Consider the following 25,518-nt stretch of genomic DNA (forward strand, 5'->3'; position numbering starts at 1 on the left):
GAGGCGCTCAATCAGGAACTTTTTATTTTGACAGAAAAAATTCCCTATCCCATAATGCTCAGGGGTTGACTGCTCTTACTTTTCCATACAGTTAAGTTTTTACCAATATTTACGCTAACACTATGAATTTAACAATTATCGGCAGTGGTTACGTGGGGCTGACCACAGGCACCTGTTTTGCCGAAATGGGCCATCACGTCATTTGCGTGGATAATAATACGGAAAAAATACGTACTCTTCAATCCGGGGCCATCCCCATTTACGAGCCCAAGCTGGAAGAGCTCGTGAAAAAAAACGTAGCCGTGGGGCGGCTGGAATTTTCCCCTTCCATCGCCGCTTCCATTGCGGAAAGCGAAGTCATCTTCATCGCCGTGCCCACGCCGCCCAATACGGATGGTTCCGTGGACCTGACCTACATTGAAAAAGTGGCCAGGGAAATCGCCCAGGCGCTCCAACCAGAAATGGGATACAAGGTCATTGTGGACAAATCCACCGTACCCGTCAAAACCGGGGAAAAAGTCAGCCAGACCATCAAGCACTATGCGGGGCCGAATGTTCAGTTCGACATTGTCTCCAATCCAGAATTCCTGAGGGAAGGATGCGCCGTGGACGACCTGCTGCACCCTGACCGCATTGTCATTGGAGCCAACTCGGAACAGGCCATGAACGTCATCAAGCGCGTTTACCAGCCCATTCATGCCCCCATTCTGGAAACGGACGTCAACTCCGCGGAACTCATCAAGCACGCAGCCAACTCCTTCCTGGCTCTGAAAATTTCCTACATTAACGCTGTCGCCAAGGTCTGTGAAAAAACGGGCGCAGACGTGGAACTGGTGGCGGAAGGCATCGGCATGGACAAACGCATCTCACGCCACTTTCTCAACGCGGGGCTGGGCTACGGCGGGTCCTGCTTCCCGAAAGACGTCAAAGCCTTCATCAACATCAGCCGCACGCTGGGCATTCCCTTCACCCTGTTGGAGGAAGTGGAACACATCAATGATACCCAGCATATCCACTTCCTGGACAGAATTCGGGACCGCCTGTGGGTCCTCAAGGACAAAAAGATAGCCGTTTGGGGCCTTGCCTTCAAACAGAACACGGACGACGTCCGGGAATCCATCGCCCTGAAACTATGTGAAAAACTCTGCGGGGAAGGAGCCATTGTCACCGCTACGGACCCCAAAGCCATGCACACGGCGGCCCCCATTCTGAACCCTATGGGGGTCAAACTGGTGGAAGACATGTACGAATGCGCCCGGGATGCGGAAGTTCTGGTCATCGCCACGGAATGGAGCGAATATGCGAATGCGGATCTGCAGAAACTCGCCGGAGTCATGCACAACCGCATCATCTTTGACGGAAGAAACATCCTCTCCCCGGCAAACCTCCGGGCCGTAGGATTTGAATACCACTCCGTGGGCAGACCCTCCGTTGAAGAAGCCTGACTGCCTCCGGGAACCGTCCCGGCTTCAAACGTCCCCATATGTAAAAGGCCTCCGGCACATTCAACGCACCGGAGGCCTTTGTCATGTATTCGCTAATCCTGTTGGCCGGTCAAAACTCAAATAGCAGCCCCGCACGCAAATAAAAACCGGGGTCATAATGGTACTTTTCCAAATCATGGCTTCCGTTGCTTGTCTTGATAGTGCCGGAATTCCCGAAGGAAAAACCGACATCCGCCACCAGCCTGGGGCGCACGCTGCCCCAGTGACCCAACCCCACATCGGCGCCTATGCCGGCGACGCCGGAAATCCATGCAAACTGGCGGACGCGGCGGTCATGGTGAATCGTCCATGTGCCGGACGCCACGGAAACGAAGGGTCCCCACTTCAACCCATCGCTCACCTTGTTGATATAGGAAAGGCGGGCCCCTTCCAGCTGAAGCGTCCAATTGCGGGAAGCTTCCCATTTAAACTGGATAAGGGGCAGGAAAGGATAATCCCCAAGCTGCGGATAACAGCCGATGCCGATTCCATAGCTGAACCGGTCGTTCAAGGGGCCTGCCAGAAGAACATGGCCTCCCAAGAAAATATTATGGCTCGTCCATGTATCGAAATCCGTGGAAATCTGGGGCGTCACACCGAAAACCAGGCGCGTCTTCCCCGTGATGGCATAGGAGGCGTTCACATTCAGCCAAATCGTGTACAGCCGGTCCACATCCATCTCATCCGCTCCTTTTCCATTAAACCAGCTCAGACGCAAGGCCGCCGTAGAAGAAAAATTCCAGGAACCGCTGGACATCCTGCACAAATTCAAATCCGTCATCCAATTCTGGATATCCACGCTTCCGCGCCCGTTTCTGGAATCCATGGGGCCAAGCAATTCAAAATAGGACTGCGTGGGGAAAACAGGCCTGGAGGCGGATTCCCCCGCCGGAGCCGGAGCGCTGTCGTAGCCGCCGGAATAAGCCTCTGCATAAAAACCGGTATCGTATCCGTCAGAAGAATCGGAATCCGGATAAGGCTGGGTATTCGCCTGAGCGGTCAAAACAATGCCGGACGCAAAAAAGAGACTCGATAAGAATCGAAGGAGCATGACCGGAAAGTATACATACGCGCGCACGCGGTCAATCAAAAGATATACAAATGACTAATTAACCGCCTCCATTCCCAAACAGAACCGCAACCATAATCATCACGAGGACAAGAAGCAAGTACCACCGGGCAATCTTGCTGCCCCGGAAACACGCTCCCGCACAAACAAGAGAGGCAGCAAAACAAACCGCCGCGGCCAAAAGCATCACCTGCGCCAGCAAGGGAAAATCCAGCGCCCCCGCACCCGCCGCCAGAAGTGTTCCCGTCACATACCCGCCAAACGACCACCCCAACCCCGCCAGCCAGGAAACGGAAAATGTCTTTTGTCGGCCGGGCCTCATCAAGCCACTCTGCAATCCTTCTTCCTAATCTCAAGCAAAAAATCCAGCCTTCTCGGCAATATCTGCAAAGAGGGGGCTTCCCCAGACACTCGGCTCCCCTCAAAAAAAACAACATCTTCGCAAAACGGACTGCAAAACACTCAATCCCGGTTGGAAAACTCTTCTTCCGGCAAAGTTGAATAAAAACGGGATAAATTACTTAATCCGGCATTCATCAATACTCGCGGGCTCCATGAAAAGAAAATATCTTGCCCCTTCCATAGACTTTCATTATATTACGGCAAAACCGGAAAAACAGGAAACGAACGTACTCCCTTCCCTGCCCCATTGGATCAAGCATCGCACGTCACAAACCACCAGCTGAAAAAAACTTGTCATGAAAATAAATTTTTTATGGACCGCATGTTTAGTTGCCATAACCGGCTGTGATTCCCCCCAAAATCATCATTCTCGAATTGAGAGCGGCGAAACAAAAACAGAAAAACAGTTGGAGAATTTAAATTTTTACGGCACTTATGAAGGAATTCTTCCTGCTGCCGATTGTGAAGGAATCAGGACGGCGTTAACATTAAACAACGATAACACTTATGTGTTGAGAAGCGAATACATAGGAGAAAAAGACGCTATTTTCGAATCAAAAGGCTCTTATCATTTCATCAATGGCCGCCTGATGGAACTGGCCCAATCCTCTTCCAATGAAAAATCTTATTATAAAATACTTGATGGAAGCAAAGTAATGCTGTCAGACAAAGAAGGCACAGTCAATCAGGGCGTCCTGGCCGAATATTATATACTAAAAAAGAAATAAAACTATTTCTATCATCTATCATTTTCTCCATTCCGCCGCACCTCCCACCCCGCGGCGGTTTTCTTTACACCGTTTTTCAGCCCGGCACATTAACAAATCTTATTCATCCGCCCCGCCGTCAGAAAAAATCCGGGCCGCCGGGACCAGGCTTTCGTCAGCACACGGGTGTTACAAGAACTTTGCATCGCCTTTCTGTCCGCGTTGTTTCGGACACAAAAGATTTCCGGCTTTTTTAACTGGCTGCAGGTTCGGCCGCCCCGCCGCAACAGGGGTGTTTTTCATCTTTCCAGGCATACCCCGCTTCCACTCCATCTATTTTACGGACAACCACCAGGGAACAGCTCAAAAAACAAAACCCGTAAATCATTTGATCCACAGGCTTTAAAATGGTCGGGAAGACAGGATTTTGATGATTTATAATTAAAGAGTTAAGGTGTGTATGCTTTGTAATATGTATAGCAATTATGGAGATTGAGGGGGAGAAAGAAAAATGTGTCATATAAACAATGGGGTGCAATGAGAAACAACGAAAAAGTCTTTTCTCGTGCAATGTGACACGGTGAAAATTTATCTTTTTATGATTTTCCGATCAATTTTCAGAAAGGGGAATCAGGATGGTGAGGGTGTATTCTTCCTGGCTCATGGTGTACTGGAGAGGACGAAGAATTTCTTGTAGCTCTTGAAGCATCCTGTCATGGGAAGCCCGGTCCGATGGGGTGCGGGCCGGGAGCAAGTCCGCATGAATCACTAGTCGGCAAATGTCCCCGTTCTCTTCCGGGTAAAAACACCAGTCCGCATATTCCACGACTCCAAGGCCGCTCCAGGTCGTGCGGTTTTCGTAGTGCTTGAGGAGGGATGTTGCCTTTTTGACTTTCTCCACCAGGGCCGCCCATCCCGGATGGCGGCGTTCCTGTTCTTCCCGGACGTAAGGAACGAAGGCTTCCATCAGCCGTTCCGCTTCCAGGGAATTGGCATCGGAGTTGGACATGGAGAAGGAGGGCATGGGCGGGATGTTAGCACTCCGGTTTCCGGAAAGTAAGTCTTTTGTCGGTCCGTTTCGGGGAAAAAAAGCATCAAAAAATCCCTTTCCGGAAGATGCCGGAAAGGGATTGAAGAAGCGGAGGCTGCTGTGTTTTCCGCCTGCTTTATTGCGAAAAACCGACAAGGCGGTTGTACTCTTGGTTGGCTTCCTTGAAGAGGGGGTCGTTGGGGTCCTGAATTGCTCGGAAGTAGCGGTGCGCCGGATCGGTCAGCATTCGTTGTGCCTCCTTCTGCGGGTCTTCCGGCTGCGCTTCCTTCCCGGAAACGAAGGAGTCTTCCCCTACTGATTTCATCAAGGCGTAGAGAAGGCGGTAGCCCTTGGGCGACTGAAGGGGCGCCAGGTCCTCCGTGGTGAGGCCGGACTTTTGTTTGAGCTTGCCCGCAAATTCCTTCACCGATTTCATGTTGGAGTTGAAATTTTTGCCCCAGTCTTCCCGGAGTTCTTTCGTGGTGGCAGCAATGTTGGCCTGTTCCGCCTCCTGCATGGATTTGATGACGCCGGAAACGAATTTCCCCGCCGCCTTGCCTTCCAGACCGGAAGCCTTGGCGTGTTCCTTGAGGGTAGCCTTGAAGTCGTCCGTTACGTCCAGATCATCTGGTAATTCGAGTTCATAGGGCTTTTCCGGCTCCTTGCTGTCCTCCGTATCGCCTGGTTCAGTTTCGTCCCCGGGTTGCTCTTTTCCGTCCGGAGGTGGAGCATCCAGGGAGAAGTCAACCTCGCCGGATTCCGGAGTGGCCTCCCCCGGATTGTCCGGATTGGGCGGAGCCTGTTCTTCTCCGGGAGCGGGCGGCTGGGCCGGAGGCGTGTCTTCCGGCTGCTGGGTGGCGGGAGGTCCGCCCCCTTCCGGCGTTTCTTCGGCGGCGGCGCGGCAGATGCGTAGGAATGGATTGAATAATGTAGTGTTCATGTTTGTTGTTGTTATTTTTGTTGGTTGGAAGTGGTGGTCAGGCAGCCAAAGGCTGGTATTGGAACAAGGTATCGGTTTCCAGGGACATCAAGCCGGGACGGGCACGTTCCACAAGAATTCCTTTCCCATCCTGCTGCAAGGCGGTCAGAAAGGGGCGTTCTTCCCTGCGGTAGGCAACCAGGCAGGAAGGGGCGTTGGCCTCTTTCCCCTCCACCGTCCAGAAACGAAGCCTGCCGTGGAAGAAGAAGACGTATTCCGCACGGTTCCAGACGGAGCGGGCGAATCCGCGCGTCTCCGTCCGGGCAAAGACGAGTGCCATGCCGCCCCCGTCATGGGCGGCGAGCCTGTCCATCCAGCGGAAGGTTTCCCTGCCGTAGGGAGGATTCAGCCAGATGCGGCCCTTCCAGGGCCGGGAAAGGCCGTCATCCAGAACGGTGTAGTGGCGGGAGGCGGTGGGCCAGGGCCTGTTGACAGGCGCGCAGGGATCAAGGTCGAAGGAACCGAGCCTGGAGAGAAGCCAGGGAGGGGTCAGCCATTCGTCTTTGTTGATGGTGTTGGTGTTGAAGTTCAGCATAGGATTGGAGTTGGGGTTAGGGTTGGATGAGATGTGTTTCCAATTCAAGACGGATAGATTCCTTTCTTTGAAAGGCGGCAGAGGAGAAGGAAGGATCGGCCTCAATGCCGATAAAAGGTCTGTTTTCAAGCATGGCGGCGATCAGGAAGGAACCGGAGCCGCAGCAGTTGTCGAGAACAACGGTGTTGGGATTGGAGTATTGGCGGATGAGGTAACGTCCCAGCTCTATAGGTTTCTGGGTAGGATGAATGGGGGATTTATCCCAGACGGAGGCAGGAACCTGGATGACATCAACTGGATGACGCCTTCCGTCATTATGGTGGATGAGGGGAATTCCCCTCGTGACTTCATGTCTGCCATAGTTGAACGAAGGAAAAATCCCGATGTGTCTGTCTGTGTAAGGAGCATGTCCGAAGGTGTATTGGGGATAATAGGGGGCGCCTGTCCCCATACGGAAAACGAGAATGTCTTCATGCTGTTTAAGCGGCATCCTGTTGGCGTTGAGAAAACTACGGGGCCTGCTCTTAACCCAGACAAGCTTGTGGGAGAATTGTTTGCGATTGGAAGCCATGAGATCGGCAATGAAGAGTCCCTGGGCAAAAAGAATAACGTAGCCGGAAGGGCATACGATACGGCGGTATTCATCCCAGAGAACATCCAGAGCAAGAGGCTTATCCCATGAATTGTGCGTGATGCCATACGGCAGGTCGCACAGGACAAGGCCGATGCTTTTTTCCGGAATGTCCTTCATAAGTTCCAGACAATCGCCTGTATAAATGGTGTTCTGTTTCATGGCGGGAAGAATGTCAGGAGGAGGTATGTTATGACTGGAGTGCCCGCAAGGCGTCTTCTTCTTCCTGGCGGAGTTCACAGTCGGCGGTTACTTCCAGGATTCGGCGGCCCAGCCAGCACATGACGGGGACGGCCATGGAGTTGCCCACCGCCTTGTAGCGGTGGGAGTCGGCATAGGGCTTGCCGGGGGATTTTTCTATGGCGGTCCAGCCGTCCGGGAAACCTTGCAGGCGTTCGCACTCCACGGGGATGAGCCTGCGGACGGCTCCTGTCCAGGAGACGGCGGGAGGCGATGAGGTGGCAAGGGTGTAGGAGAGGTTTTCCGAAATTCCCAAGCCATTCTGGGAAAGGCGGCGACCGTCCGCCATTTCCCCCTGGATGGCATAGCAGACGCCGGGCGTGTGACCCTGTGCCGTAAGGGTGCAGGACGGATCTCCGTCATCCCCCAGGCCGTGCCCCGCATTGGGGGCGGAATCCCTGCGGCAGAGGGAACGCATGTCGATAGGCATGCACCAGCAGGACTGGACGGTGTTGGACGATTGAGAAAGGAAGGTTTCCGGGGCTTCGGACTGGAGAACGAGCGGGGTGTTGCCCCCTCCCGTTCCCCACTGGGCCGTACAGGCCGGACTTACCTCACGGGGACCGGTAACGCGGGAATCCTGCGGATGGTTTTCATAAAGGCCAAAGCAAATCGTGGAAAGGACGCTTTTGTCCCCCGTTTGGACGTAGCCGGGGAGAGACTGGATGACAAGGTTCTGGCATTCGTCTCCGGACGGTCCTCCGGTGCCCTTGGCCCATTTGGATGTAACGGTCGGGGAGATGCCGGGGACGAGGTTGGCTCCGCGCTGGGCGAAGAGTTCCTGGTCGCTCATGCCGATGCCGGTGGCGATGGCTCCGAGGGTGGGATGGGGGCCGCCGTCCCAATGCGAGCCTTCAGGGCGCGTTCGAGAGCCGGAGGAAGCTTTTTGCCGCGCTTTGCGGCGCGCCTCAAGATGCCTTGGCAGGCGGTCTCCGAGAGGAAGTAGCGCGTCGGCAGCGGCCCAGTTTCCAGCACCTCTTGAAGCAAGGACAAAGACACGTCTGCGGCGTTGGGGTACTCCGTGCCATTGGGCGTCCATGATCCTCCATGCCACGGTTCGCCTGGGTCCGGCCACCACGCCGCAAGGCTGGTGTTTCCGTCCTGCTGCCGGTTGGACGGGGGAACCAAAGCCACATAGTTTTCCCAACAGGCATCCGAACGCATTATCCACTGAACTAAGGATGCCGGGTACGTTTTCCCAGAGTACCCAGGCTGGATCGAAGTGATCGGCCATTTGGCAGAAAGTGAGGCATAAGTTGCCGCGTTCGTCGGAGAGGCCGCCGCGTTTGCCCGCGACGGAGAAGGACTGGCAGGGCGTTCCTCCGGCCAGAATGTCGATTGCTGGGATGTTCCAGGTTGCATATTGAGTCATGTCGCCCATGTTGGGTACGTCCGGATAGTGCCGGGCCAGCACAGCGGAAGGGAAAGGTTCAATTTCAGAAAAAGCGACCGGCTGGAAGCCGAAGGGCTCCCAGGCGACACTGGCGGCTTCAATGCCGGAGCAGACGGAGAGGTAGGAGAGCTTTTTCCCGGTTCGGGGAAAAGGGGGACCGCTCCCCCATCGTGGCGGTTGTTCAGGCGTCTTCATCGTTTTGTTTCGCGGCTTGGAGGCCCAGGGCGATTTCACGCCGCAGCCAAAGGACGACTTCCCTCTGTCCGTCCCGGATGGCGGCGAGGATGGGATCGGGCTTGAGCGTTTGGCCGGTCATGGGATCGCGGGTCTGGTAGCATGGAAGCTCCGTTTGGAACTCCTCCTCCATGTAGGCGAGGGTTTCCGGCGTAATCTGGCGGGCCAGGTGGGAACGGCGGCGTTCTACATAGCGTTTGTAGGCCAGCTCCTGTTCGGTTGTTATGTATTGTTCTATGGGTTGCATAAGAAAATGGAATGGCGTGCGTGCCGGTGCGTCAGGCGGGAGTCAGGTCTTTCTGGGCTCCGGCAAGATTCCGTGCGCCCTCTGCGGCAGCCAGCTTGCGCTGCATCTCGGCGTCTCGCTCCTTCTGCTTGTCGAGCTCGGAAAGTTCCCGGGCGGTGCGGCGGCAACTGGTGGGAGCCCCGGTGCGTTCGTAGAGGAATTGGGCGAATTTGCGCGGATTGACGTATTCGATCATCGAGGTGTCCTTGGTTGCCTGGGTATAAGCCATGGCAACCTGCATGAAGTATTCGAGTCCCTGCTGCTGGGCGTTGGCGATGGCTTGGGAGATGCGTCCGAGGTACTGGACGTTGGGGATTTCAATTTCATAGTTTTCACTCCCTCCCATGTCCGGCACGATGAGTTCCGCGGGCACGTCGTCCTTGGGGAATTTGCCCTGCCTGAACAGGATGGAGAAGATGCGGTGCATGAGAACATTGCAATCGCTGATAAAGAGGGTCAGGGAGGGGGAGAAGGAGAGGACGCGCTCTTCTTGGCGGGCGTTGATTTCGGTTGCCGTCATCTGCCGATCCACGTTGGCTAGAGGCATCAGCATGTCCACAAAGAAGGCCTCCCGGATTTTTTCCTCCTTGTCGGCAATGCGGTCTTTGCCGACATCGTAACGGCCCGAAGTAGCCCATTCGCGGGGGAGTTTTTCACGGGCCGCCTGCGCCTTGACGGTGGTGACGCCCCCTGCCCGCAAGTCTACTTCCCCGACCTGTTCGGCCAGTTGAATAATCCGCGGGAAAGCGGCCACTTCCGCCAGTACGTCCATGACGCGTTCCAGCTTGAGGGTAGCGGTGATTTCCTCCATGACATCCAGGCCGGGAGCGTAGCCGTAGGGGCCGTCGCCATAGCGCAAAAAACGAGTAACAAGAAAAGGAAATTCGTTGTAGCCCTCCTCCCGGATGACTTGTTTTTCCACTCCCCAGGCGAGGTAGACGGAGGCCCATTTCATGCGCTTGGCATTCACGAGATCATGCCCGAAGTCGCAGTTCTGCCGGGGGAAGACCAGGTGGAGGAATTCATGCCGCATGGTGAAGCGCTTCCGGGGGTCGTCAAAGTCCTTGCGGACGCTTTCCGGGAGTTTTTTGTAGCCGAACTTTTCCGCCGCCTGGTGGGGCGTCAGCTTGAACTGGCGCACGAGCGTGTTGACCTGGCCGTTTTCCCCCTCCGCGATGGCATACGTGCCGGAGGGGATATGCCGGAAGTTCAACCGGCCATCCGGCAAAGTATCACAGAAGAGGCACCCGGTTCCCGTCAGGCAGCGGTCTAAAAATGTTTCATGGATTTCCGTGTAGAAGTTGGAGCGTCCCAGCTCCGCAAACATGATTTCCGTGGATTCCGCAAACCATTCGTCCACGCGTGAGGATTTCTCCTTGCCGCGAAGCCCGCTCTGAAGGGAGAACCAGCGCTGGTTGGACGGAGTAATGTACATGATGTGCGCACCCGTCAGGATGCGCAGGGATTTGATAGCGACAGTAGAATGCAGCCGCTTGGCGGTGGGGGACGGTCGTTCCTCACGGTCCGCCCCGGCCTGTGTGCGGGGCATGATGTGCTTGCGCAGCCAGTCCCAGTCTCCGCTGTACCCCCTCATGTCTCCAAGGAGGGCTTCTGCGGTGTCGATGTAGCGGGCGGCAAGGCGTGTGTTGGGACGGACCATGAGGATGCAGGGTATGCTTGGTGGTATATCAGCCCAGCGTCTTGCGCCCTCCCATCAGGGAGGACGCGGCGGAGGGATTGACGGTGCGGTTCAGCGAGAAGCGGCGTTTAGCCGCCACGTTGACGGCCTGCTCGCTTTGTTCCCGGGTGTCCTGCGTTTGCTGGGCGGCTATATCCGCAGCCTGGACGGTGGGTTGTTTTTCCATGGCCGAGGCCATGGCTGCCGCCGCCTGCTTTTGTTCCTTAGCCGCCTTTTTTTGTTGGTAGAAAGACGAACCGATGGAGGCGAGAGTGCCAGCGATGAGAGCTCCGGTAGCCATGGCGGGTGTCGGTGGGAATATGGTTAGCGGAGAAGACCGGCAGCGAAGCTCGCGGCGGCGTCCAGGCGGTTGATCCAGCCTTTGCCGAAGGCGCCCCATTGCTTGCAGGAACGGTAGTGCTGTTCACGGAACCGGTGGAGGAGCATCAGCATGACGGCTTCCCCATTGGCGGTGAGAGCCGCCTGGAACGCGGAGCGCGTGGCGGGGCCCGCGATGCCGTCTTCCTTTAATGAGCCGTTGCGGGCGTTGACGGCCCGCTGGACGGCAAGCGAGGCAGATTTGATCCCCGCATTGAAGAAGAAGTCGCGCAGGAAGAATTCCACGGCGGGGCAGTCCTGCGCCCCGAGCCAGGTGCGGACGGCCTGCGTGTTGTCCAGTACGTACTGGAGGGAGGCTTCCCAGGCTTCTTCCTTTTTCCCGGCGTCAAGCAAGGACTTGAGATGGCGGAATACGGCGGGTTCGATGCCGTCGCAGATGCCGCAGATCTCCCAGTCGCCGCCCTTGTCGGCGGCGGGGAGGCGGGTGACGCGCAGCGAGTCCGGCCCGGTGGCGCGGTTGTCCTCCAGATAGAGGATCTGGGCGGCGATTTTTTGTTCTGTCGAGGTCATGGTTATTTGGCTGCTTGTTTGAGTGAGGAGATTTCCGCCTTGAGTTCTGTGAGCACGCGGACGGTTTCCACCTGGGCGCGGGTTTGCTCGGTCATGTACTGGCGCATGTCGTGGTAGAGGACGCCCATGCTCACGAGCATCACGGCAATAAGAACAGCGAACACGCCGTCCTTGGTCGCAAAGACGACTTTGAGGGTGTTGACGAGGCGGATAATCCAATCGTAGGGCTGGCACATATCGCGGCGGTTATTTGGGTTCGGAGGTTATTATTTCTGCTGGCGGATGACGGCAGTTTCTTCCTCCCGGGGGGAAGCCTTTTCCGGCGCGGGCCTGAAGATGACGTGGCCGTCCTTGACGATCAGGCAGGTTCCGTCTTTGCAAATGGCGGCTCCTTCTTGGGAAATATCCACCGTGTGACCGCAGGAAGTAAGCCCGAGGGAGGCCAGCCAGCTCAAGGCGGCCAGGACGGCGGCGCTGACAAGGCCCCAGAGGATTTTTTTCCCTGTAGAGGAGGATTCTTTTATTTTCCTTTTGGCGTAAGCCAGAAGGTCGCCCAAGGCGTGCTGCCCGAGCGTGGGCAGGATATTGCCCGCAACCTTGCGCCATGCCTGTTTTTCTTCTTCAGGCAAGGCGTCCCAGTCCGGCGGAATGCCGGGATTGAGTTCGTTGTGGTGCTGGCTGTAAATCGCGTGGGCGATTTCTTCCGTGTGGTGGTTGCATGTATTGGTTGCATTATTCATGGTTTTGTTTTTGGTTTGGGTTAATCAGGAGAAGGGGAAAGGGAGAGGTCAGGCCGTTTGCGTCTGGTCCGGGTTGAGGAGGGCCAGAAGGGCATCCTTGTTTGCGAGGAGCTGCTTGAGGGACGCGTGTTCTTCTGAATAGAGGTGGAGGTCCATGTTGTATTTATGGTCGGCGAAATTCTGTGAGCTGATCGTGTCGTCCCATTTGTTGCGGTCTCCCCGGTTGACGTGAATGTAGTTATCCTCAAAATGGGATTGCAGCATGCCCAGAGAGGCCTGGAGCAATCCCCCCGTGATGCCGGTGCGGCCCTTCATGGGAGTCACCAGAGTGTGATCCTCGTTGATGTCCAGCATGGTGGAAGGGGCCACCAGCACGTACTGGCCGGGAACGGTGATGGAGAGCAGCGGGATGAGGGAACCGTCCCCCGCTACGGCGGAAACCGTGCAGGGCCGGGAAGCGGTAATGGCGTAGGAGTGGCCGGTAAGCGTCGCAATTTTCATGGTCAAAGACAGGTGGAGATGGGATCAGGAACCGGAGAATTTGCCGGAGACGAGGCGCTCAACCAGCTTCCGCACATCCGCCATGGCGGTTTTGCCCTGGTGTATGCCGTTACAGACGTTGATGACTTGGAAGCCTGTATAGAGAGGGGCGATGTCCAGGCCGCGCGACCAGTTGTAGATGATGAGTTGGCCGTGGGGGCCGTTGTCGCCGGGAGTGTCCGGACTGTTGAGCCAGATGGGGATGGGCAGGAAGCTTCCGTCCCCGGAAAGGGATTGGGCAAGCCTGCGGGCGCGGTAGCCGAGGTAGATGTCTTCCTGAGACCGGTCCCCGACGGGGCAACGAGTGAAGAGGTCGATGAGGGCGTCTATGAGGACGGCCTTGAGCCCATAGCACATGCCGTAAATGCACCCCCGGTCATCCGCGCCGGTGACGAGGGCGGAGCTGTCCTTCACGAATTGTTCCAGCCAGGTGGTGCCGAGGAGCAATGTGTCGCAGTCCAGCTTGACGGCAATATCCTTTTTGCGGCGCATGGAGCGTTTGAATTCGGAAAGAATCCCCATGATGCAGTCCTGGCCGTTGAGGTTGCCTCTGCGTTTAAAGGTGGAGGTGCGGTAGGTTGCACCCATGGCCTTGAGTTCCGAGACGGCTGCTTCCGGACACGGATTGCTGGCATCGTCAACGACAACGATGGAAATATCCCTGCCAAGGACATAAGGGGAATGGGCAAGGGTTTCCAGGGTGGCACGGCACGTCCAGGTCAGCAGGTCGGCGTGGCCGCGGTAAGTGAAATAATGCAGGTAAATCATGGCGCGTCAGTGGCTGGGTGAAGAAGATTATGGGAGAAGCCTTCCGGCATTTCCGAGGGTATTTCCGAGGGTATTTCCGAGGGTATTTCCGAGGGTATTTCCGAGGGTATTTCCGTAGGTACTTCCGTAGGTACTTCCGTAGGTATTTCCGTAGGTATTTCGGTGGGGCCTTCCGTAGGAGGATCGGTAGGACCTTCCGTAGGCGGTTCCGTGGGAGGGTCGTCCGGAAGAAGGGTAGTGGCGTTGTGTACTTCCTCCGGTTTCTGGATTGAGGTGTAGCGCAGGGAGCCGTTTATCCATCCGGCCTTGCCCTCAACCAGGCCGGAGCCCATCCATGCCGCCTCACCCGGGATGTGCTCATACAAGAAGCTCATCTGAAGGACGCAGGCGAAGATGCCCTCTTGCGGGGAGCCCTGGTAGCCAAGCCAGGATGTCCCCGTTAGGGAGAGGTAAGGGATGGACTCGTTGTGCCACGCCATGCCCATCACGTTTTTGACGCGGCCTGTTTGGACGGCCTGCGAGTCAAGCAAGCCGAGAGTCGTGGCAGCCCTGGAAGCAAAAAGAACGAGTTCCACTTTGTACCATCCGGGAGGCAGGCTCTCCGACCTGTGCCAGTCCGTAAGCAGAAAAAGACTGTTCTGGTGAACGCTGGGCCCGGCAGAAGATGTGCTTCCGGAGGGTTGAAGATCCGTCCAGGCGGGACCGCTGGCGGTAAGGTGGAGAACCTGTCCGATTTGGCCGGTGGCCGGACGCGCGAGAGCAGCCGCGCTTGTGTAGCTCTCAATCTGGCGCTTGCTGGGCGCGGCGGCGGCAGGGATGGAAGACCACGGGATAGAGGAGTTGCCGTAAGTCAGCCAGTTTCCGTAGTTGATGCAGACAGGGGCGTCAAAGGTGGTGGCGTTGGAAACGGTGCCCCCATTCCATGTTCCGGTGCCGAGGGAGGAAAGCCTCCCCTCGACATAGGAAACAACCTGCTGGCCGGAGACGAGACCCGGCTCTGAAGCGGTGATGCCGGAGGCGAGTTGCAGCAGGGGGATGTCTCCCAGTTTGAGTTCACGGATCATGGAAGGGGGGAAAGGGAGTATCGTTAGTCGGTAATGGCGTAGAGGGTGTGAATGTCCTTTGCCGCCAGGGCGTTATAGGCGCTCTGAGTGATGGAGGTGATTTTGGCGTAGATGCCCTCGGCATGGGTGGCAGCCTCCGAAACGGCTTCCTCCTTCGCCGTGGCGATGGAGTCCGTCACGTCGGAAGATTTGGCGTAGGGTTCAAGCTGGCCCTTCACCCACGACTCGGTGGCGTAGCCGTCCAGGGAAACTCCTGTGTCCCCTACCTTGATCCACTCTCCGTTCAGGTAGACGTATTGCTCCCGGAGATGGGAGTCTCCCGCACCGGCAGGGGGAACCAGATAGATGACATCCGGTACGCCTTCGGCGGGAAGTGTTTCCACCGGCGTAATGCGGATATGGGATTTTGCCGCGATTTGTTGCGTTACCCAGTCCTGCGTGGCATAAGAGGCAAGGGTGGTTGTGAGAGTGCTTGACTGGACGTATGAAGCCAGCGCCGAAGCGTCGAGCTTGGCGTTCCAGGAAGAACGTTCCCCGTCAGTCACATGGATGGAACCGTTGTCCGCGTGAGCCGTGAGGCTGCTTGCCAGGGCAAAGGCCGTCAGGTCCACGAGGAGGGTGGAGCCCAAATAGAGTTTTGTTGTTGTTGAAGCCATGGTGTTATATGGTTTTGGTTAGCGGTTACGGGTAGTTGGAAGGGGATGAGGCCGCCCGGAGGACATAAAGTGTCTGGGGGCGTTTGCGGGTGGAGCCGAATACGGACTCATCAAGAACGGCCACCTGCGCGTAATCCGCCAGGTTGGCTTCCCTGGATAGGGTGATGGTTCCCGATGGAAGGTAATTCCAGGCGACGCTGCCGGAATCATCCAGACAGCCGATACCTTCTGTGGCGGGGATGGCGCACACGCGGGCAAGAAGCTTGCCGTCCGTCCCGTCCACGGAAAACTCCCGGCTCTCCTTCCCCTCCTCCCGGTGGGTGGTGGCAACGAGGCGGTCTCCGGCACGGAGCGGCACTCCTTCTTCAAATTCCCAGGTGTTGAGGGCGTCGTTTTGCTGGATGACGGAGTTAAGGGAAACGGCCAGCCACACCGGGACCGCCCCCGGAACGGCGCGCCAGAGCTTCATCCACACTGGATTCTTGTGGAATTCGTAGCCCGTGCGGCCTTCAATGGCTATGGAGCGGAGAATGCCCGCTTCTTCCACGGCGAACGCGAAGCCGCAGGAGTTGAGGTTGTCCCTGGGGCCGTCCGGAGCCAGGGAAAGTTCGATGGATTCCTGGCCGATGGCGCCCCCGGAGGGAACCTTGCGGGAAAACATCCCCACGGGGGCGGACTTAAAAGACCGGGTGACAAGGGCGGAATCGTCGTCGATGTACAGGGCTGTGGTAGGAGCCACAACGAGATACTGGCCGGGGTCCTCAATGGTAATCAAAAGAAGGGGAGAGGATTTGGGCATGACGGCACAGACCGTACAGGGGGAGGTGACCGTAACGGCATAGGTTTCTCCGGGGATGGTGGCTATTTGCATGGCAGAGGTCATCAAAAGTGAGGAGTTAATCGTAGAGGGAGAGGGGAATAAGTTTCAGGCTTCCGGGACGATCTGGATGATGCGGGCAGTGAGGGAACAGGAAGCGGCAGGATAGATAAAGTACCCGCCCCAGCCTCCGCGCGGCTGGTGGGGGTAGACCTCCAGCCGGGCCTGCGTGTCCCCGGCGACGGAGCCGACCCAGCCGTAGTTCCAGTCATAGCTGCCCCGGCAGTGGCCGTTTTGCTGCTGATGGCGGTCCAGAAGGACTTGCCCGGAGGGGAGGCTCACGATCACGATGCGCACTCCCGTGGAAACGCGCTTCTGGCCCTTGCCGAAGTACCCCCGGACTTCCGTGCCGGAAGGGCATGCCGGATAGACGCGGCTGACCGGCTGGTCGAACTCCTGCGTGCCGCCAATCGAAAAACTTTTCAGCGAAGGCAGTTTGATCTGGAGGGATGCGCTGTCCCCCAGACGGACGTTCTGGAGCAGAGGGCCTTCGTTGTATGCGAATTCGAACAGTCCCGCTCCTCGGTAGGAGGCAAGCGGGTAGCTCCCCCATGTGCTGCCGACCATGTAGGTGCGGTCCGCCGTCATTTTAATGTAGCGGGAAGTAGAAGCGTAGACGGAGACGGCCTCGATGGCCTGCTCCCAGAAGGAGCCGTCCGGCGTGCCCGACCATGCTGAGATGTCCAGCCTGATCTGGCTGATGCGTGCCGCGTTGTCCGGATAGATTTTCACGTCGCCCCGGTAGATGGCCTTTACCTTGTTCTCGCCCAGGCGGGCGTCATAGACCTGCCTGGCGGTGATGGAGTGATAGGAAATTTTCATGCGGGATCAGTAAATGATGTAAAGGGTTTTGGAACTCCGGGAGGGGAGGGCTTCGTATTGTTCCTGGGTGACAGGGAGGAGGTCGTCTATGCCCATGCGGGGCTGATAGCCGCCCAGCAGTTCCTTGACGCGGATTTCCGAAACAAAGCCCTTGCCCTGCAAATCGGACTGGGAGACGAAGTTCTTCCCTCTGATCCAGGCGGCGGTGGCGGCGGAACTGGCCGGGCGGGGGCTGGCTTCGTGGAAGGTTTCCGTATCCAGTTGAATGTCGAGCGTGCCATCCTTGGCAATGGAGAGCGTCGTTCCTACCTTGATGCCTCCCAGCGTGCCGGGCGCGGCGGGAAGCAGGGAGAGGACTCCTTTACCGGACATGGTGAAGGAGGGGCCGGGCTTGACGGAGCCGCCCTTGTCCGGGGTGGCGTAGGAGTCATGGAAAACGATGTCTCCGTACCGATGGACGGCCAGGCGGCAGCGGGTGTCCGTCAACCCCTCGATGGTTGAGGTGTATTCTTCCGATTCCAGGCCCGTGCCATAATCCAGCGACAGATAGCGGCCCGTGGCAAAGTCCAGTCCGTTTTCAGCATTGGCTCCAGAGGTATAACGTAGAAATCCCCTGCGGTGGAGGTTGATGGTCAGGGTGCCGTAGAGGGCGGCGGAATTGAGGCGCGTGTCATCCGAAGCAATGGGAAGGGAGACGATGTAGGGCCGTTCATGCGGGATGACGGGAAACTGGGTGCCCGTGGCGACGACTCCGTAAGAGCGGTTTCCCGCGATGGGGACCATGGCGAGATTGTTCTTGTTCGTCTGGACCTGGGCTCCGCGTTCGACTGATTTGGAGTTGTTGATCTTGATGGTTCCCGCCTGGTTGATTGTGGCCTCCGGCACGATGAGCTGGCCGCTGGCATTGACTCCCACCAGGCCGGGGGAGATCAGGGAAGGCTTGGAGGAGGAGAGCTTGACTGTTCCGGGAACGTCCGTCCGGGCTTCACGCACCAGAAGCTGCCCGGCCTCATTGACGCCGACAATGCCGCCGTTCGTCAGGATGGTGCCCGTACTGAGACGGACCGTGCCGTGGGCGCGGACGGTAGCCTGCTGGAGGGTGGATTCTCTGATGGGCGTCCAGGCGGAGTCCCCGTCCGGGAAGTCCACCCAGGCGTACACGTCGTAATTGCCGTCTGGGCTGGGGATGTAGTAGAAGACGCCGCGTTCTCCTTCCTCCGGCAGTTCCTCCGCGGAAGAAATATAAATGCGGCGGATGAAGTCGGCGTCCATGCCGTCCGTCCCTTCCGCCTGGACCTGCGTGTCCTCCTCCCCGATCCACCAGTGACCGTTGGCGCCGATATGCGGGGTGAGGCCATCCCGGCCCTCTGCCCGGATGCCGGTGTCCTGGCCGGAAATCCACCAGTGGCCGTTTTCCCCGATGACGGGGGTGTCTCCCTTTTCCCCTTGCAGGATGCCGCTTTCAAGGATGTCCTGCGCTTTTTGGGCGGCCTGGTGGGCGCTTTCCACTTCAGCGTGGATGCCTTCCATGAGGCCGTCCACCTGGCCGAGCCGGTCCATGGCTTCCTGGGTGGTTTCCATGAGGCCGTCCAGTTTCCGGTCCGCTTCCTTCAGGTTGTCGGCGGTTTCCTTCGTCTTCTCCCAGGCATTCCAGGCGGAAGCGGCGGCAGTCTGGGCCAGCGAGGAGGAGAGCCATTCAAGCTTGAGGGCGCGGGCCGTGTCTCCGGGGAGGCGGACGGAGAGCGTCCGGTCCGCCGTGGGACGTGCATCCAGAACAGTTTTGGCATCCAGCGAACCGATCACGCCGATACAGCCCGATAGCATGCGCTCCCGCAGCCCCTCGTCCGATACGCAAAAAACTTCATACGGCCAGCGGCCTTCCGGGAGGCCCGAACAGCCGACGACAAGGAGGTGGGACTCTTCACCCTTGGCGATGTCCAGCTCCAGTTCGCGCCCGTTTTCCCCCACGAAGATGCGCCCGGAGAAGGTAACGCCGTCCAGCGGTATCGGTTCCCCGGTCCAGGCATCAAAAAACTTCCATGTCATCGAATACGGGATGTTTTCGATAACGGCGAAGTTCTCCGTGGTTCCCAAAAAGTTGAGCATGGCCGCATGCTAAAACCATCCGGAAAAAACGGGGAGGGCTTGTGGAATGAAGGGGAAGTATCAGGTTATGAGCAGGGGGCGCAAAAGAAGAAGGGGTTGCCTCTTTTTCGTGAGACAGCCCCTGGTGAATCAAAAAGAAAGGAGAAGGAAGAAAACCAGGTTACTTGCCGGATTCCGGTTTAAAGCGGGCTGCTTGCGATTCGGCGGTGATTTTTGCCGGCTCGATATGCAGGAGCTTTTTCATGGCTCGGCCAGGGTCACTCTCCGTCATCGGAAAATAGTCAACATGATCACCCAGGTCGTAAGCCCCCAGCAGAACCTGTGAGGAATATACGGTGGATGCAGGGGTGAAGTCTTCCGGATCTTTCCCCAGTTCTTTGACGTTCTTTGAAGGGGCCAGTACATACATGAACGAACTGCCGGACAACAATTTGGTTTCCGGTTTACCGCCCGCAGGCAGTTTACTATAGAGATTGAGCCATTTGACCAGGGCTTCCACCGGAATATCTCCCCTCAATGACTGGACGACACGGGCATAATGCACCGTTCCCTGGTCAGTTTTTACGGTTTTATAGGGAATAACCGCCAGAACAACGTCGTTCTGACGTAATTTCCGGGCCGTTCCGCGAAGGAAGTTATCATGGTCATTGTCAATCTCCTCTTGCGTGGCTACACAGTGAGAAGAAGAAGAGGAGGAGGAAGGCTCTTGAGCATGCAGTGCCACGGCTAGCAGACCGGATAGAAAACAACAAAGGAGAGATATTTTTACCATAGAAATAATAGATAATCCATTTGTCCATCATGTTCAAAAAAACGGAACCCCTCCATGATGTCTGCTCCCACACCGCCGACGCCCTGCGCACCTTCAGCGAAGCACACGAAGAATGCCCCCAGGAGAAAGGGAAATGGGAATCATTGCTCCCTCCGAACCGGAATATCAAGCATGGCTCGTAAATTATTATAAAAACTCTTATTTGCAATGGAAAACCTAATACAGTCGAGGAGTTCCGGAATGTCATTTTTTACCTTGGCGATGTCCTCTCCTTCCCCATCACTTCCTTTTATGGGGTTAATGATATAAACAAGCTCGCCGTCCGGTGACTTCCAGCGGTCGATGATTTCCTGGGCAACGGAACCGGGGGATTCGATATAATTTACCCATTTCACTTTGGTTCCCACAGGAAAATCCTGATGTTCCGACCTGACAATGACGGCATACGTAGTCAGAATACCCTTGCCGGTTAGGGAAGCGGGCGGCTCCCATTCCGCCTTGTACGAGCAGGCCATGACCACCGTATTCCCGGAACCCAGATAGGATGAAAGGACTTCCATATGCCCCTGCTGGCAAGCTTTGATTTGCTCGCTGTCCATGAGCGGAGCATCCGGACTGTCCGCCATGGCGCCCCATGTGCCCGCTGCAATCAGGAATACCAGGATGAAGAAAATGTTTCGTTCAAAAACCCCATGCTTGTTCATGTTCCCTTTTATATCCTATTCTTCCAAAAAAACAAGGCGGATATAATCATATCCGCCTTGTGAATCATAAGAATGCTAAGGAAGAGTTTTAATCATCCAAAGTCGAACGATAGAGCAACCAAATCGGCTGACCTCCATAATTGCCGATCTTCTCCATATTATTTCCCGGAGCCATGCCGACGTGACCGGTTTGTCCAAAGATAACAATATCTCCCTCCTGGGGAGTACAGTACCCCGTCTTCGCGTCCTTGTCCGCATAGTCAGATTCCCCATAGGTGTTATGCAGGAACAAGCTCATGGCGGCGGCGCTGAAAACGACGTGCTTTTGGAGTGTAGAAGGATCTTCCTGTCCCGTCATTCCCGGATTGAGGGCTGAGAGATTGCCGGGGGGAGTGACCAGGGTAATATTGTTGGCAGCCGTTTTACCACTGGAATCTTTCACGCCAGATAGGGAAATACCCTTGCAGCAGAAAGCAATACTCAGACGAAGAGCACAACTGTCCTGGTAAATTCCAACACCGGCCAGATGCTGTTCATTGAACCACCCGCCAATATGATTCCACACTTGATCTTGGCTCATAGTAGCAAAGTCCACGACATTGTAGTAACCAAGCAGCTTCTGGGCATCCGCAGCCTTCATCAGATTTTTGGGTGCGTCAATTTCCCAGAGTTCCAGGTCTTTTCCGTCCATTTGAGGAACAAATTCCTCCGCATTGGGATAAGGAGCAATAGCCTCCGGGACTTCCAGGTTTTCATGATGCAGTTTCGCATAGTGAAAGCCCTTTTTAAGTTCCTTGCTTCCAGTTGCTTTCTTGGAAGAATTGCTTCCAGTCAGTTCCACTACCTTTTCACTGTTGATCTCCAGATAGCCGTTGTCGTCAATCTGAATCGTGAAATTGTAGGTTCCATCTTCCGGAATGCGGATATAGCCTTCCCAGTCGTGTGCCCCGGTTTCCTCCGTCTTATGCCAGTCAATTTTGGGAGCGTCTTTTTTCTTGACCTTGTAACGGCGGTTGTTTTCTGCGTCCAACGGGTGGAACGGTTTGGTTGATATAGCCATAATGTTATTTAATGTATATATGTTTTGGTGACGGGACGGCGGCTGGTTCTTCCCGGTCTCCGCACGGAGGGGGCCGCTGCCCTCCCATCGGCAGCAAGGTAACAGGAAGAACTCCGCCCATGGAGTGCTCATGGAATGAGGGGGGAGGAAGAACCGGGGCATCAAAAAACCCGGCAGGTGCAAGCTCTGCCGGGCATGGGAAAACAACGGGAAACTAACTACTCTTTAGAAAATCTTTTGCCGGTAGGTTTCCATGATCCTCTCCGCCAAGGCCTCATGCGTCCCGTTCCAGACGGAGGGTTTCTTTTCCCGCACCCTCCTTAAAATTTCCACATATGTTTCCGCCTGCCTTCGGGAACGCGTACCGTTCATGTTATTGAGCATGTCGCACAGTTTGATCGTCAGGGCGTCCGGTGGAAGGGCCGCAAGTTTTTTGCTCATGTAGCGGGCCTTGCCCAGCCTCTCCTTTTCCTCCTCGTCATTGGTCAGCAAATACACGAGAGTCGCCACATACGGGCCAAACTCGGCGGAAAGTTCCCCATAACTCACGCCGCAATCCTCCATCGTATCGTGCAGCCATGCGGCGGCCAGCAAGCGTTCGTCATCCGTGTACTCTGATAAAAGGCCAACGACCGCCTCCGGATGGTTCGCGTAGGGGTCGTTGGTGTACTTTCTCGTTTGTCCCTCGTGCTTGTGCCGGGCAAAATCCTCCGCCCGTTCCACCAGGCGGATGCGGTTTTCCCGTTTCAGGGCTTCCATGAGTAAAAGACTCGTCTTGCTGGGATTCACTTTTCCGGAGATCCATGTAAAAATATTCGTCCGGCTTACACCAAGGAGGGGCACCAGGAACGTGACCGTCTGCGTCTTGGGAAAGGGATCGCCAAAGGGCTTGTGCCGGGCCCATGCCAGAAATTCTTCAGGAGTCATGTCAGTCATCCAATCTCTGGACAATATAGGCTGTTTTTATCTTTTTGCGAATGGTTTTTTTCCGGTCTTCCCGCAGGAGGCATTCCCTGCCGGGTTCCTCCTGCGGGAGCACGCCCTCCCTCAAAGCTACGGAATCGGTTTCATTTCAGCGACATCATCATCTCTACCATGCGGCGCAGACGCCTCACCTCCTCCTCCCGGGCTTCCATCAAAACCAGGGCGGCGGTCTTCCACCCTTCCCAACACTTCCGCGACAGGGAATCCGCATGGTAAACCACCGCAGGCACGCCCCACATGCTGAGATTGACGTAAGCGATCTTGCATGCGACCAAATCAATCTCTTCACAGGTGACGCGCAGCCCCATGCGGAGCTCTCCCAGCAATTCCGCCACAGCCAGCACCATCCGCGCCGCCCCGCAGGCGGGTTCGTACAGGGAAACCGTTTCCCCCCGCCTGATACGGGCCTTGACAAGTTCAATGTCCATTCCCATCCCGGCAGTCATCTTGCAGATGGCATCGGGCGTATAAACTGCGGAAAGAGCTCTTTTCCCCGCCGTTCCGGCAACATCCTGGTACACCCTGCCCAGCAAATCCCGGTACGGCTCCCGTTCCATCTCCTCCCCCAGCAGGAGCATGGCGCGCTGGAAGACTCCAATCTTCCGGTCACGGTCTTTCTGGAACATCGCGCGCCCCTTGTACTCCACCTTCCCAGCACTCAGAGTACAGAACATAACGTCCACAAACTCCTCGAACACCTGGGAGCAGGACTTCCCGTCCCAGTCCGCTGAGTTCAACTCCCGCCAGAAAGCCTCTCCTTTCCGTTCGCCAGGGGAGGGGAGGTTCTTTTTCCTGCTGCTCATGCGCCCTCCTTTCCATGGACGGAAGCCCCCGTGCTCTCCTCAGAAGCAATCAAACCCATCAGCAACTTCTCCGTCTTCCGGATATAACGCCTGCTTCTGGCAAGCCCTTCCGGGGAAAAGCCCACACGCCCCCGTACGTCCGGAAGCAGCAGCGGCTCCATTTCCGCTTCGGAAAGCCCCATGGCTCTCAATTCCTCTTCCCGCTTTCTCCAGTCGCCCTTCGCCCTGTTCAGCGCGGCGTTGACGTCGAGCATATAATGGTGCATCCGCTTGAGTACGGCAAGCTTGTACTCCAGCTCCCTCCTCTCTTCCCCTCCGTAAGGCTCCAGCCACGCATAAGGCCTGTTATGGTACTTGTTGAAAACCTCGTCGTGCTTTCGCTCCATGTAATCCAGAATCTCCCTGCGTTTTGCTTCCGCAATCCGCAGCTTGCGGCTTTCCTTCTCGTGATCCGGTGAGTCGGAAATCACAAAATTCCCGCACCTGGCATTCGCATGGATGTAATCAAGATGCCTCTTTTTCAATCCCTGCCGGAAAACCTCCAGCTCGTACTGAATCCGGGAGGCGTTCTTCCCTACCATCCATTTCTTGATGGAGGCCAGGAAGAATTCCAGATCCTCCACATACGCCCTCCTCAGCCCTTCCCCGAACCGTTCGGGGTTGGAACTGTTGCGGACGAACGCGGAACGCGCCTCCTCCTGGCTGATGTCGTCAAGGTACGGAGAATCCGGAGTCTTCCGCTCACCATCCCCGCACGGTTTTTCCAAAACAATATCCTGCATGGTTCATCCTCCGTTAATTGTTCACGTCCACATGGAAAATGTGGAAGCTGGCTCCCTGGATAAACATGAAATCCAGTCCTCCCTCTTCACCTTCCCGGCATCCCTCATAGGCTGCCCCTTCCCCGAAGACTTCCGCCTTCTCCCGCATCCTCCGGTCAAGCTGTTCCTTCATTTCCTGAAAGGAGCCTTCCAACACCAGTTCTTCCCAGCCGAAAAGAACCGTCGCCCCGGCACGCGTCTTCCTTTCCGGCTCGCAGCTCTCCAGCCGTACCGTGGCTACGCAATAGAGATCCCACAGCTTCAACTCCCAGCGCATCGGTGCAGTCCGGGGAAGTTCATTCTTGAAGGCGGCATGGTCCGGCAAAATGGCAGCGATCCTCTTCTCCTCAAGGTCGAACTGGATAAAACATCCTTCGTAACCGGCAATCGGGCGTATGATTTCCGCCAGGCCTATGAGCAAAGCTTCAATCTCCCTTTTGGTTTCCAGAGTCGTGAGCGGATAGGAGACGTACAGGGCATTGGTTTCCCCCACCGTTTCCGGGGAGGGAAAGCCCGTGAAATTCCTCCGTTGCCAAATGCGCCGTTTGCGCATGCGCTCCACATCGGCAACTCCCGATATTTTGACTCTCTCATCTAGTCTGGCGACAATCGCACCATGAGGTGTTTGATAATTCATATACTTCTTATACTTAGTTTTTTTAATCAATCCGCACAAGGCGTCCAATCTTGTGTGAACAATTCCTTTGTAGTAAAGATGCTTTACCAATTCAAGAAAAATAAAAATGCTCTCTCCACAATATGACACATTGCCTTTCTTCCAGTTGGGAATTTATCAGTTAAAGTACCGCCGCTTGTTATACTTAGTAATAAGCGTCCAGGAGCGCCGCGGGCGGGTTCCGGCCCGCCTGCGGTGTCTCTTGACGAAGCGGCCTTCCTTCCGAAAAATCAGGACTTCTTGAAAAAGGAGTCCATGATATCCCCTTTCTTTTCGGAGCGTTTGCGCAACCACTGCTCCATATCCTCCACGACAAAACGAGGGTGGCATCCCTTGCCGGGACGGTGAACTCTCCCCGTATAAATGACGGGGCAGCCCTCGCGCATCCAGTGGCTGATCATCCTGACCCCGACGCCGAACACATCGGCAATCTCCCTTCTCGTCTTAAAGCGTTGTTCGTTCATTGGTTTCAATAATAGTTTACTTTGCTTGCAGGAAACGTCCGGCACGCTTTTGCACACCTTTCATTCCCTTGTCGGCCTTTATAC

30 protein-coding genes are annotated in these 25,518 nt (G+C 56.2%); 2 read left to right on the top strand and 28 right to left on the bottom strand.

Annotated features, from left to right (window positions below; translation table 11 throughout):
* Positions 1-122 precede the first annotated feature (122 nt).
* Positions 123-1,445: a UDP-glucose/GDP-mannose dehydrogenase family protein gene (locus BHW66_RS12355; protein WP_046437026.1), complete on the top strand. Its 1,323-nt coding sequence runs from the start codon at positions 123-125 to the stop codon at positions 1,443-1,445.
* Positions 1,446-1,554: 109 nt separating this feature from the next.
* On the opposite strand, the gene BHW66_RS12360 is transcribed toward BHW66_RS12355, so the two are convergent.
* Together BHW66_RS12360 and BHW66_RS12365 are read right to left on the bottom strand one after the other, a co-directional pair.
* The gene (locus BHW66_RS12360) at positions 1,555-2,535 is read right to left on the bottom strand and encodes an Amuc_1434 family mucin 2-degrading aspartic protease (protein WP_143246985.1); all 981 of its coding nucleotides are present in this window, start codon (positions 2,533-2,535) and stop codon (positions 1,555-1,557) included.
* Positions 2,536-2,593: 58 nt separating this feature from the next.
* Positions 2,594-2,875, bottom strand: a complete 282-nt coding sequence (locus BHW66_RS12365) for a hypothetical protein (RefSeq protein WP_046437022.1) — start codon at positions 2,873-2,875, stop codon at positions 2,594-2,596.
* 376 nt (positions 2,876-3,251) lie between these two features.
* Here BHW66_RS12365 and BHW66_RS12370 point away from each other — a divergent pair, with 376 nt between their 5' ends.
* Entirely contained in the window at positions 3,252-3,683 is a 432-nt protein-coding gene (locus BHW66_RS12370) for a copper resistance protein NlpE (RefSeq protein WP_022197567.1), read from the top strand.
* 589 nt (positions 3,684-4,272) lie between these two features.
* Here the strand turns inward: BHW66_RS12370 and BHW66_RS12375 are convergent.
* The 26 genes from BHW66_RS12375 to BHW66_RS12500 all read right to left on the bottom strand — a co-directional run bounded on the left by BHW66_RS12375 (position 4,273) and on the right by BHW66_RS12500 (position 25,434).
* Positions 4,273-4,671, bottom strand: a complete 399-nt coding sequence (locus BHW66_RS12375; RefSeq protein WP_286689050.1) for a hypothetical protein — start codon at positions 4,669-4,671, stop codon at positions 4,273-4,275.
* Between the two features lie 157 nt (positions 4,672-4,828).
* Entirely contained in the window at positions 4,829-5,632 is an 804-nt protein-coding gene (locus BHW66_RS12380; RefSeq protein WP_286689051.1) for a hypothetical protein, read from the bottom strand.
* Positions 5,633-5,669: 37 nt separating this feature from the next.
* Positions 5,670-6,206 carry a DNA N-6-adenine-methyltransferase gene (locus BHW66_RS12385; protein WP_286689052.1) on the bottom strand — a complete coding sequence of 179 codons (537 nt, stop codon included), beginning with the start codon at positions 6,204-6,206 and terminating at the stop codon, positions 5,670-5,672.
* A gap of 16 nt (positions 6,207-6,222) precedes the next feature.
* The gene (locus BHW66_RS12390; RefSeq protein ID WP_102729308.1) at positions 6,223-6,999 is read right to left on the bottom strand and encodes a site-specific DNA-methyltransferase; all 777 of its coding nucleotides are present in this window, start codon (positions 6,997-6,999) and stop codon (positions 6,223-6,225) included.
* Between the two features lie 28 nt (positions 7,000-7,027).
* The gene (locus BHW66_RS12395) at positions 7,028-8,665 is read right to left on the bottom strand and encodes a DNA cytosine methyltransferase (RefSeq protein WP_286689053.1); all 1,638 of its coding nucleotides are present in this window, start codon (positions 8,663-8,665) and stop codon (positions 7,028-7,030) included.
* A complete protein-coding gene (locus BHW66_RS12400) occupies positions 8,652-8,951 on the bottom strand; it encodes a hypothetical protein (protein WP_286689054.1) in 300 nt (99 codons plus the stop codon). Before BHW66_RS12400 ends, BHW66_RS12395 begins: the two co-directional genes overlap by 14 nt.
* 31 nt (positions 8,952-8,982) lie before the next feature.
* Positions 8,983-10,650: a portal protein gene (locus tag BHW66_RS12405; RefSeq protein ID WP_286689055.1), complete on the bottom strand. Its 1,668-nt coding sequence runs from the start codon at positions 10,648-10,650 to the stop codon at positions 8,983-8,985.
* Positions 10,651-10,678: 28 nt separating this feature from the next.
* On the bottom strand, positions 10,679-10,969 hold the full coding sequence (locus BHW66_RS12410) for a hypothetical protein (protein ID WP_286689056.1): 291 nt from the start codon (positions 10,967-10,969) through the stop codon (positions 10,679-10,681).
* Between the two features lie 23 nt (positions 10,970-10,992).
* A complete protein-coding gene (locus BHW66_RS12415; protein ID WP_286689057.1) occupies positions 10,993-11,577 on the bottom strand; it encodes a putative peptidoglycan-binding domain-containing protein in 585 nt (194 codons plus the stop codon).
* Between the two features lie 2 nt (positions 11,578-11,579).
* Entirely contained in the window at positions 11,580-11,813 is a 234-nt protein-coding gene (locus BHW66_RS12420) for a hypothetical protein (protein WP_102727209.1), read from the bottom strand.
* Between the two features lie 30 nt (positions 11,814-11,843).
* Entirely contained in the window at positions 11,844-12,317 is a 474-nt protein-coding gene (locus tag BHW66_RS12425; RefSeq protein WP_286689058.1) for a hypothetical protein, read from the bottom strand.
* 48 nt (positions 12,318-12,365) lie between these two features.
* Entirely contained in the window at positions 12,366-12,818 is a 453-nt protein-coding gene (locus BHW66_RS12430; RefSeq protein WP_102727207.1) for a hypothetical protein, read from the bottom strand.
* Positions 12,819-12,842: 24 nt separating this feature from the next.
* Complete coding sequence (locus BHW66_RS12435) at positions 12,843-13,625, bottom strand: hypothetical protein (RefSeq protein WP_286689059.1); 783 nt, start codon at positions 13,623-13,625, stop codon at positions 12,843-12,845.
* Positions 13,622-14,689, bottom strand: coding sequence for a hypothetical protein (locus BHW66_RS12440; RefSeq protein WP_286689060.1), 1,068 nt, complete (start codon positions 14,687-14,689; stop codon positions 13,622-13,624). The genes BHW66_RS12435 and BHW66_RS12440 overlap by 4 nt, the downstream gene beginning before the upstream one ends.
* 23 nt (positions 14,690-14,712) lie before the next feature.
* Positions 14,713-15,345, bottom strand: a complete 633-nt coding sequence (locus tag BHW66_RS12445; protein ID WP_146019393.1) for a hypothetical protein — start codon at positions 15,343-15,345, stop codon at positions 14,713-14,715.
* Positions 15,346-15,370: 25 nt separating this feature from the next.
* Positions 15,371-16,216: a hypothetical protein gene (locus BHW66_RS12450; RefSeq protein ID WP_286689061.1), complete on the bottom strand. Its 846-nt coding sequence runs from the start codon at positions 16,214-16,216 to the stop codon at positions 15,371-15,373.
* 54 nt (positions 16,217-16,270) lie between these two features.
* Positions 16,271-17,044: a hypothetical protein gene (locus tag BHW66_RS12455; RefSeq protein WP_286689062.1), complete on the bottom strand. Its 774-nt coding sequence runs from the start codon at positions 17,042-17,044 to the stop codon at positions 16,271-16,273.
* A 6-nt stretch (positions 17,045-17,050) separates the two neighbouring features.
* The gene (locus BHW66_RS12460; RefSeq protein ID WP_286689063.1) at positions 17,051-19,150 is read right to left on the bottom strand and encodes a hypothetical protein; all 2,100 of its coding nucleotides are present in this window, start codon (positions 19,148-19,150) and stop codon (positions 17,051-17,053) included.
* A 160-nt stretch (positions 19,151-19,310) separates the two neighbouring features.
* Positions 19,311-19,874 (bottom strand): hypothetical protein, encoded by a 564-nt coding sequence (locus tag BHW66_RS12465; protein WP_286689064.1) that lies wholly within the window; start codon positions 19,872-19,874, stop codon positions 19,311-19,313.
* A 188-nt stretch (positions 19,875-20,062) separates the two neighbouring features.
* Entirely contained in the window at positions 20,063-20,626 is a 564-nt protein-coding gene (locus tag BHW66_RS12470; protein WP_102729293.1) for a hypothetical protein, read from the bottom strand.
* 88 nt (positions 20,627-20,714) lie between these two features.
* A complete protein-coding gene (locus BHW66_RS12475) occupies positions 20,715-21,686 on the bottom strand; it encodes a PA14 domain-containing protein (protein WP_286689065.1) in 972 nt (323 codons plus the stop codon).
* 225 nt (positions 21,687-21,911) lie between these two features.
* Positions 21,912-22,622: an HD domain-containing protein gene (locus tag BHW66_RS12480; RefSeq protein WP_286689066.1), complete on the bottom strand. Its 711-nt coding sequence runs from the start codon at positions 22,620-22,622 to the stop codon at positions 21,912-21,914.
* A 131-nt stretch (positions 22,623-22,753) separates the two neighbouring features.
* Positions 22,754-23,473 (bottom strand): N-6 DNA methylase, encoded by a 720-nt coding sequence (locus BHW66_RS12485; RefSeq protein ID WP_286689067.1) that lies wholly within the window; start codon positions 23,471-23,473, stop codon positions 22,754-22,756.
* The gene (locus BHW66_RS12490) at positions 23,470-24,255 is read right to left on the bottom strand and encodes a hypothetical protein (protein ID WP_286689068.1); all 786 of its coding nucleotides are present in this window, start codon (positions 24,253-24,255) and stop codon (positions 23,470-23,472) included. Before BHW66_RS12490 ends, BHW66_RS12485 begins: the two co-directional genes overlap by 4 nt.
* Before the next feature lie 13 nt (positions 24,256-24,268).
* A complete protein-coding gene (locus BHW66_RS12495) occupies positions 24,269-24,931 on the bottom strand; it encodes a hypothetical protein (protein ID WP_286689069.1) in 663 nt (220 codons plus the stop codon).
* Between the two features lie 269 nt (positions 24,932-25,200).
* Positions 25,201-25,434 (bottom strand): terminase small subunit, encoded by a 234-nt coding sequence (locus BHW66_RS12500; protein ID WP_250714915.1) that lies wholly within the window; start codon positions 25,432-25,434, stop codon positions 25,201-25,203.
* Positions 25,435-25,518 lie beyond the last annotated feature (84 nt).

It is taken from the genome of Akkermansia sp. 54_46, assembly GCF_001917295.1.
GTDB lineage: Bacteria > Verrucomicrobiota > Verrucomicrobiia > Verrucomicrobiales > Akkermansiaceae > Akkermansia > Akkermansia muciniphila.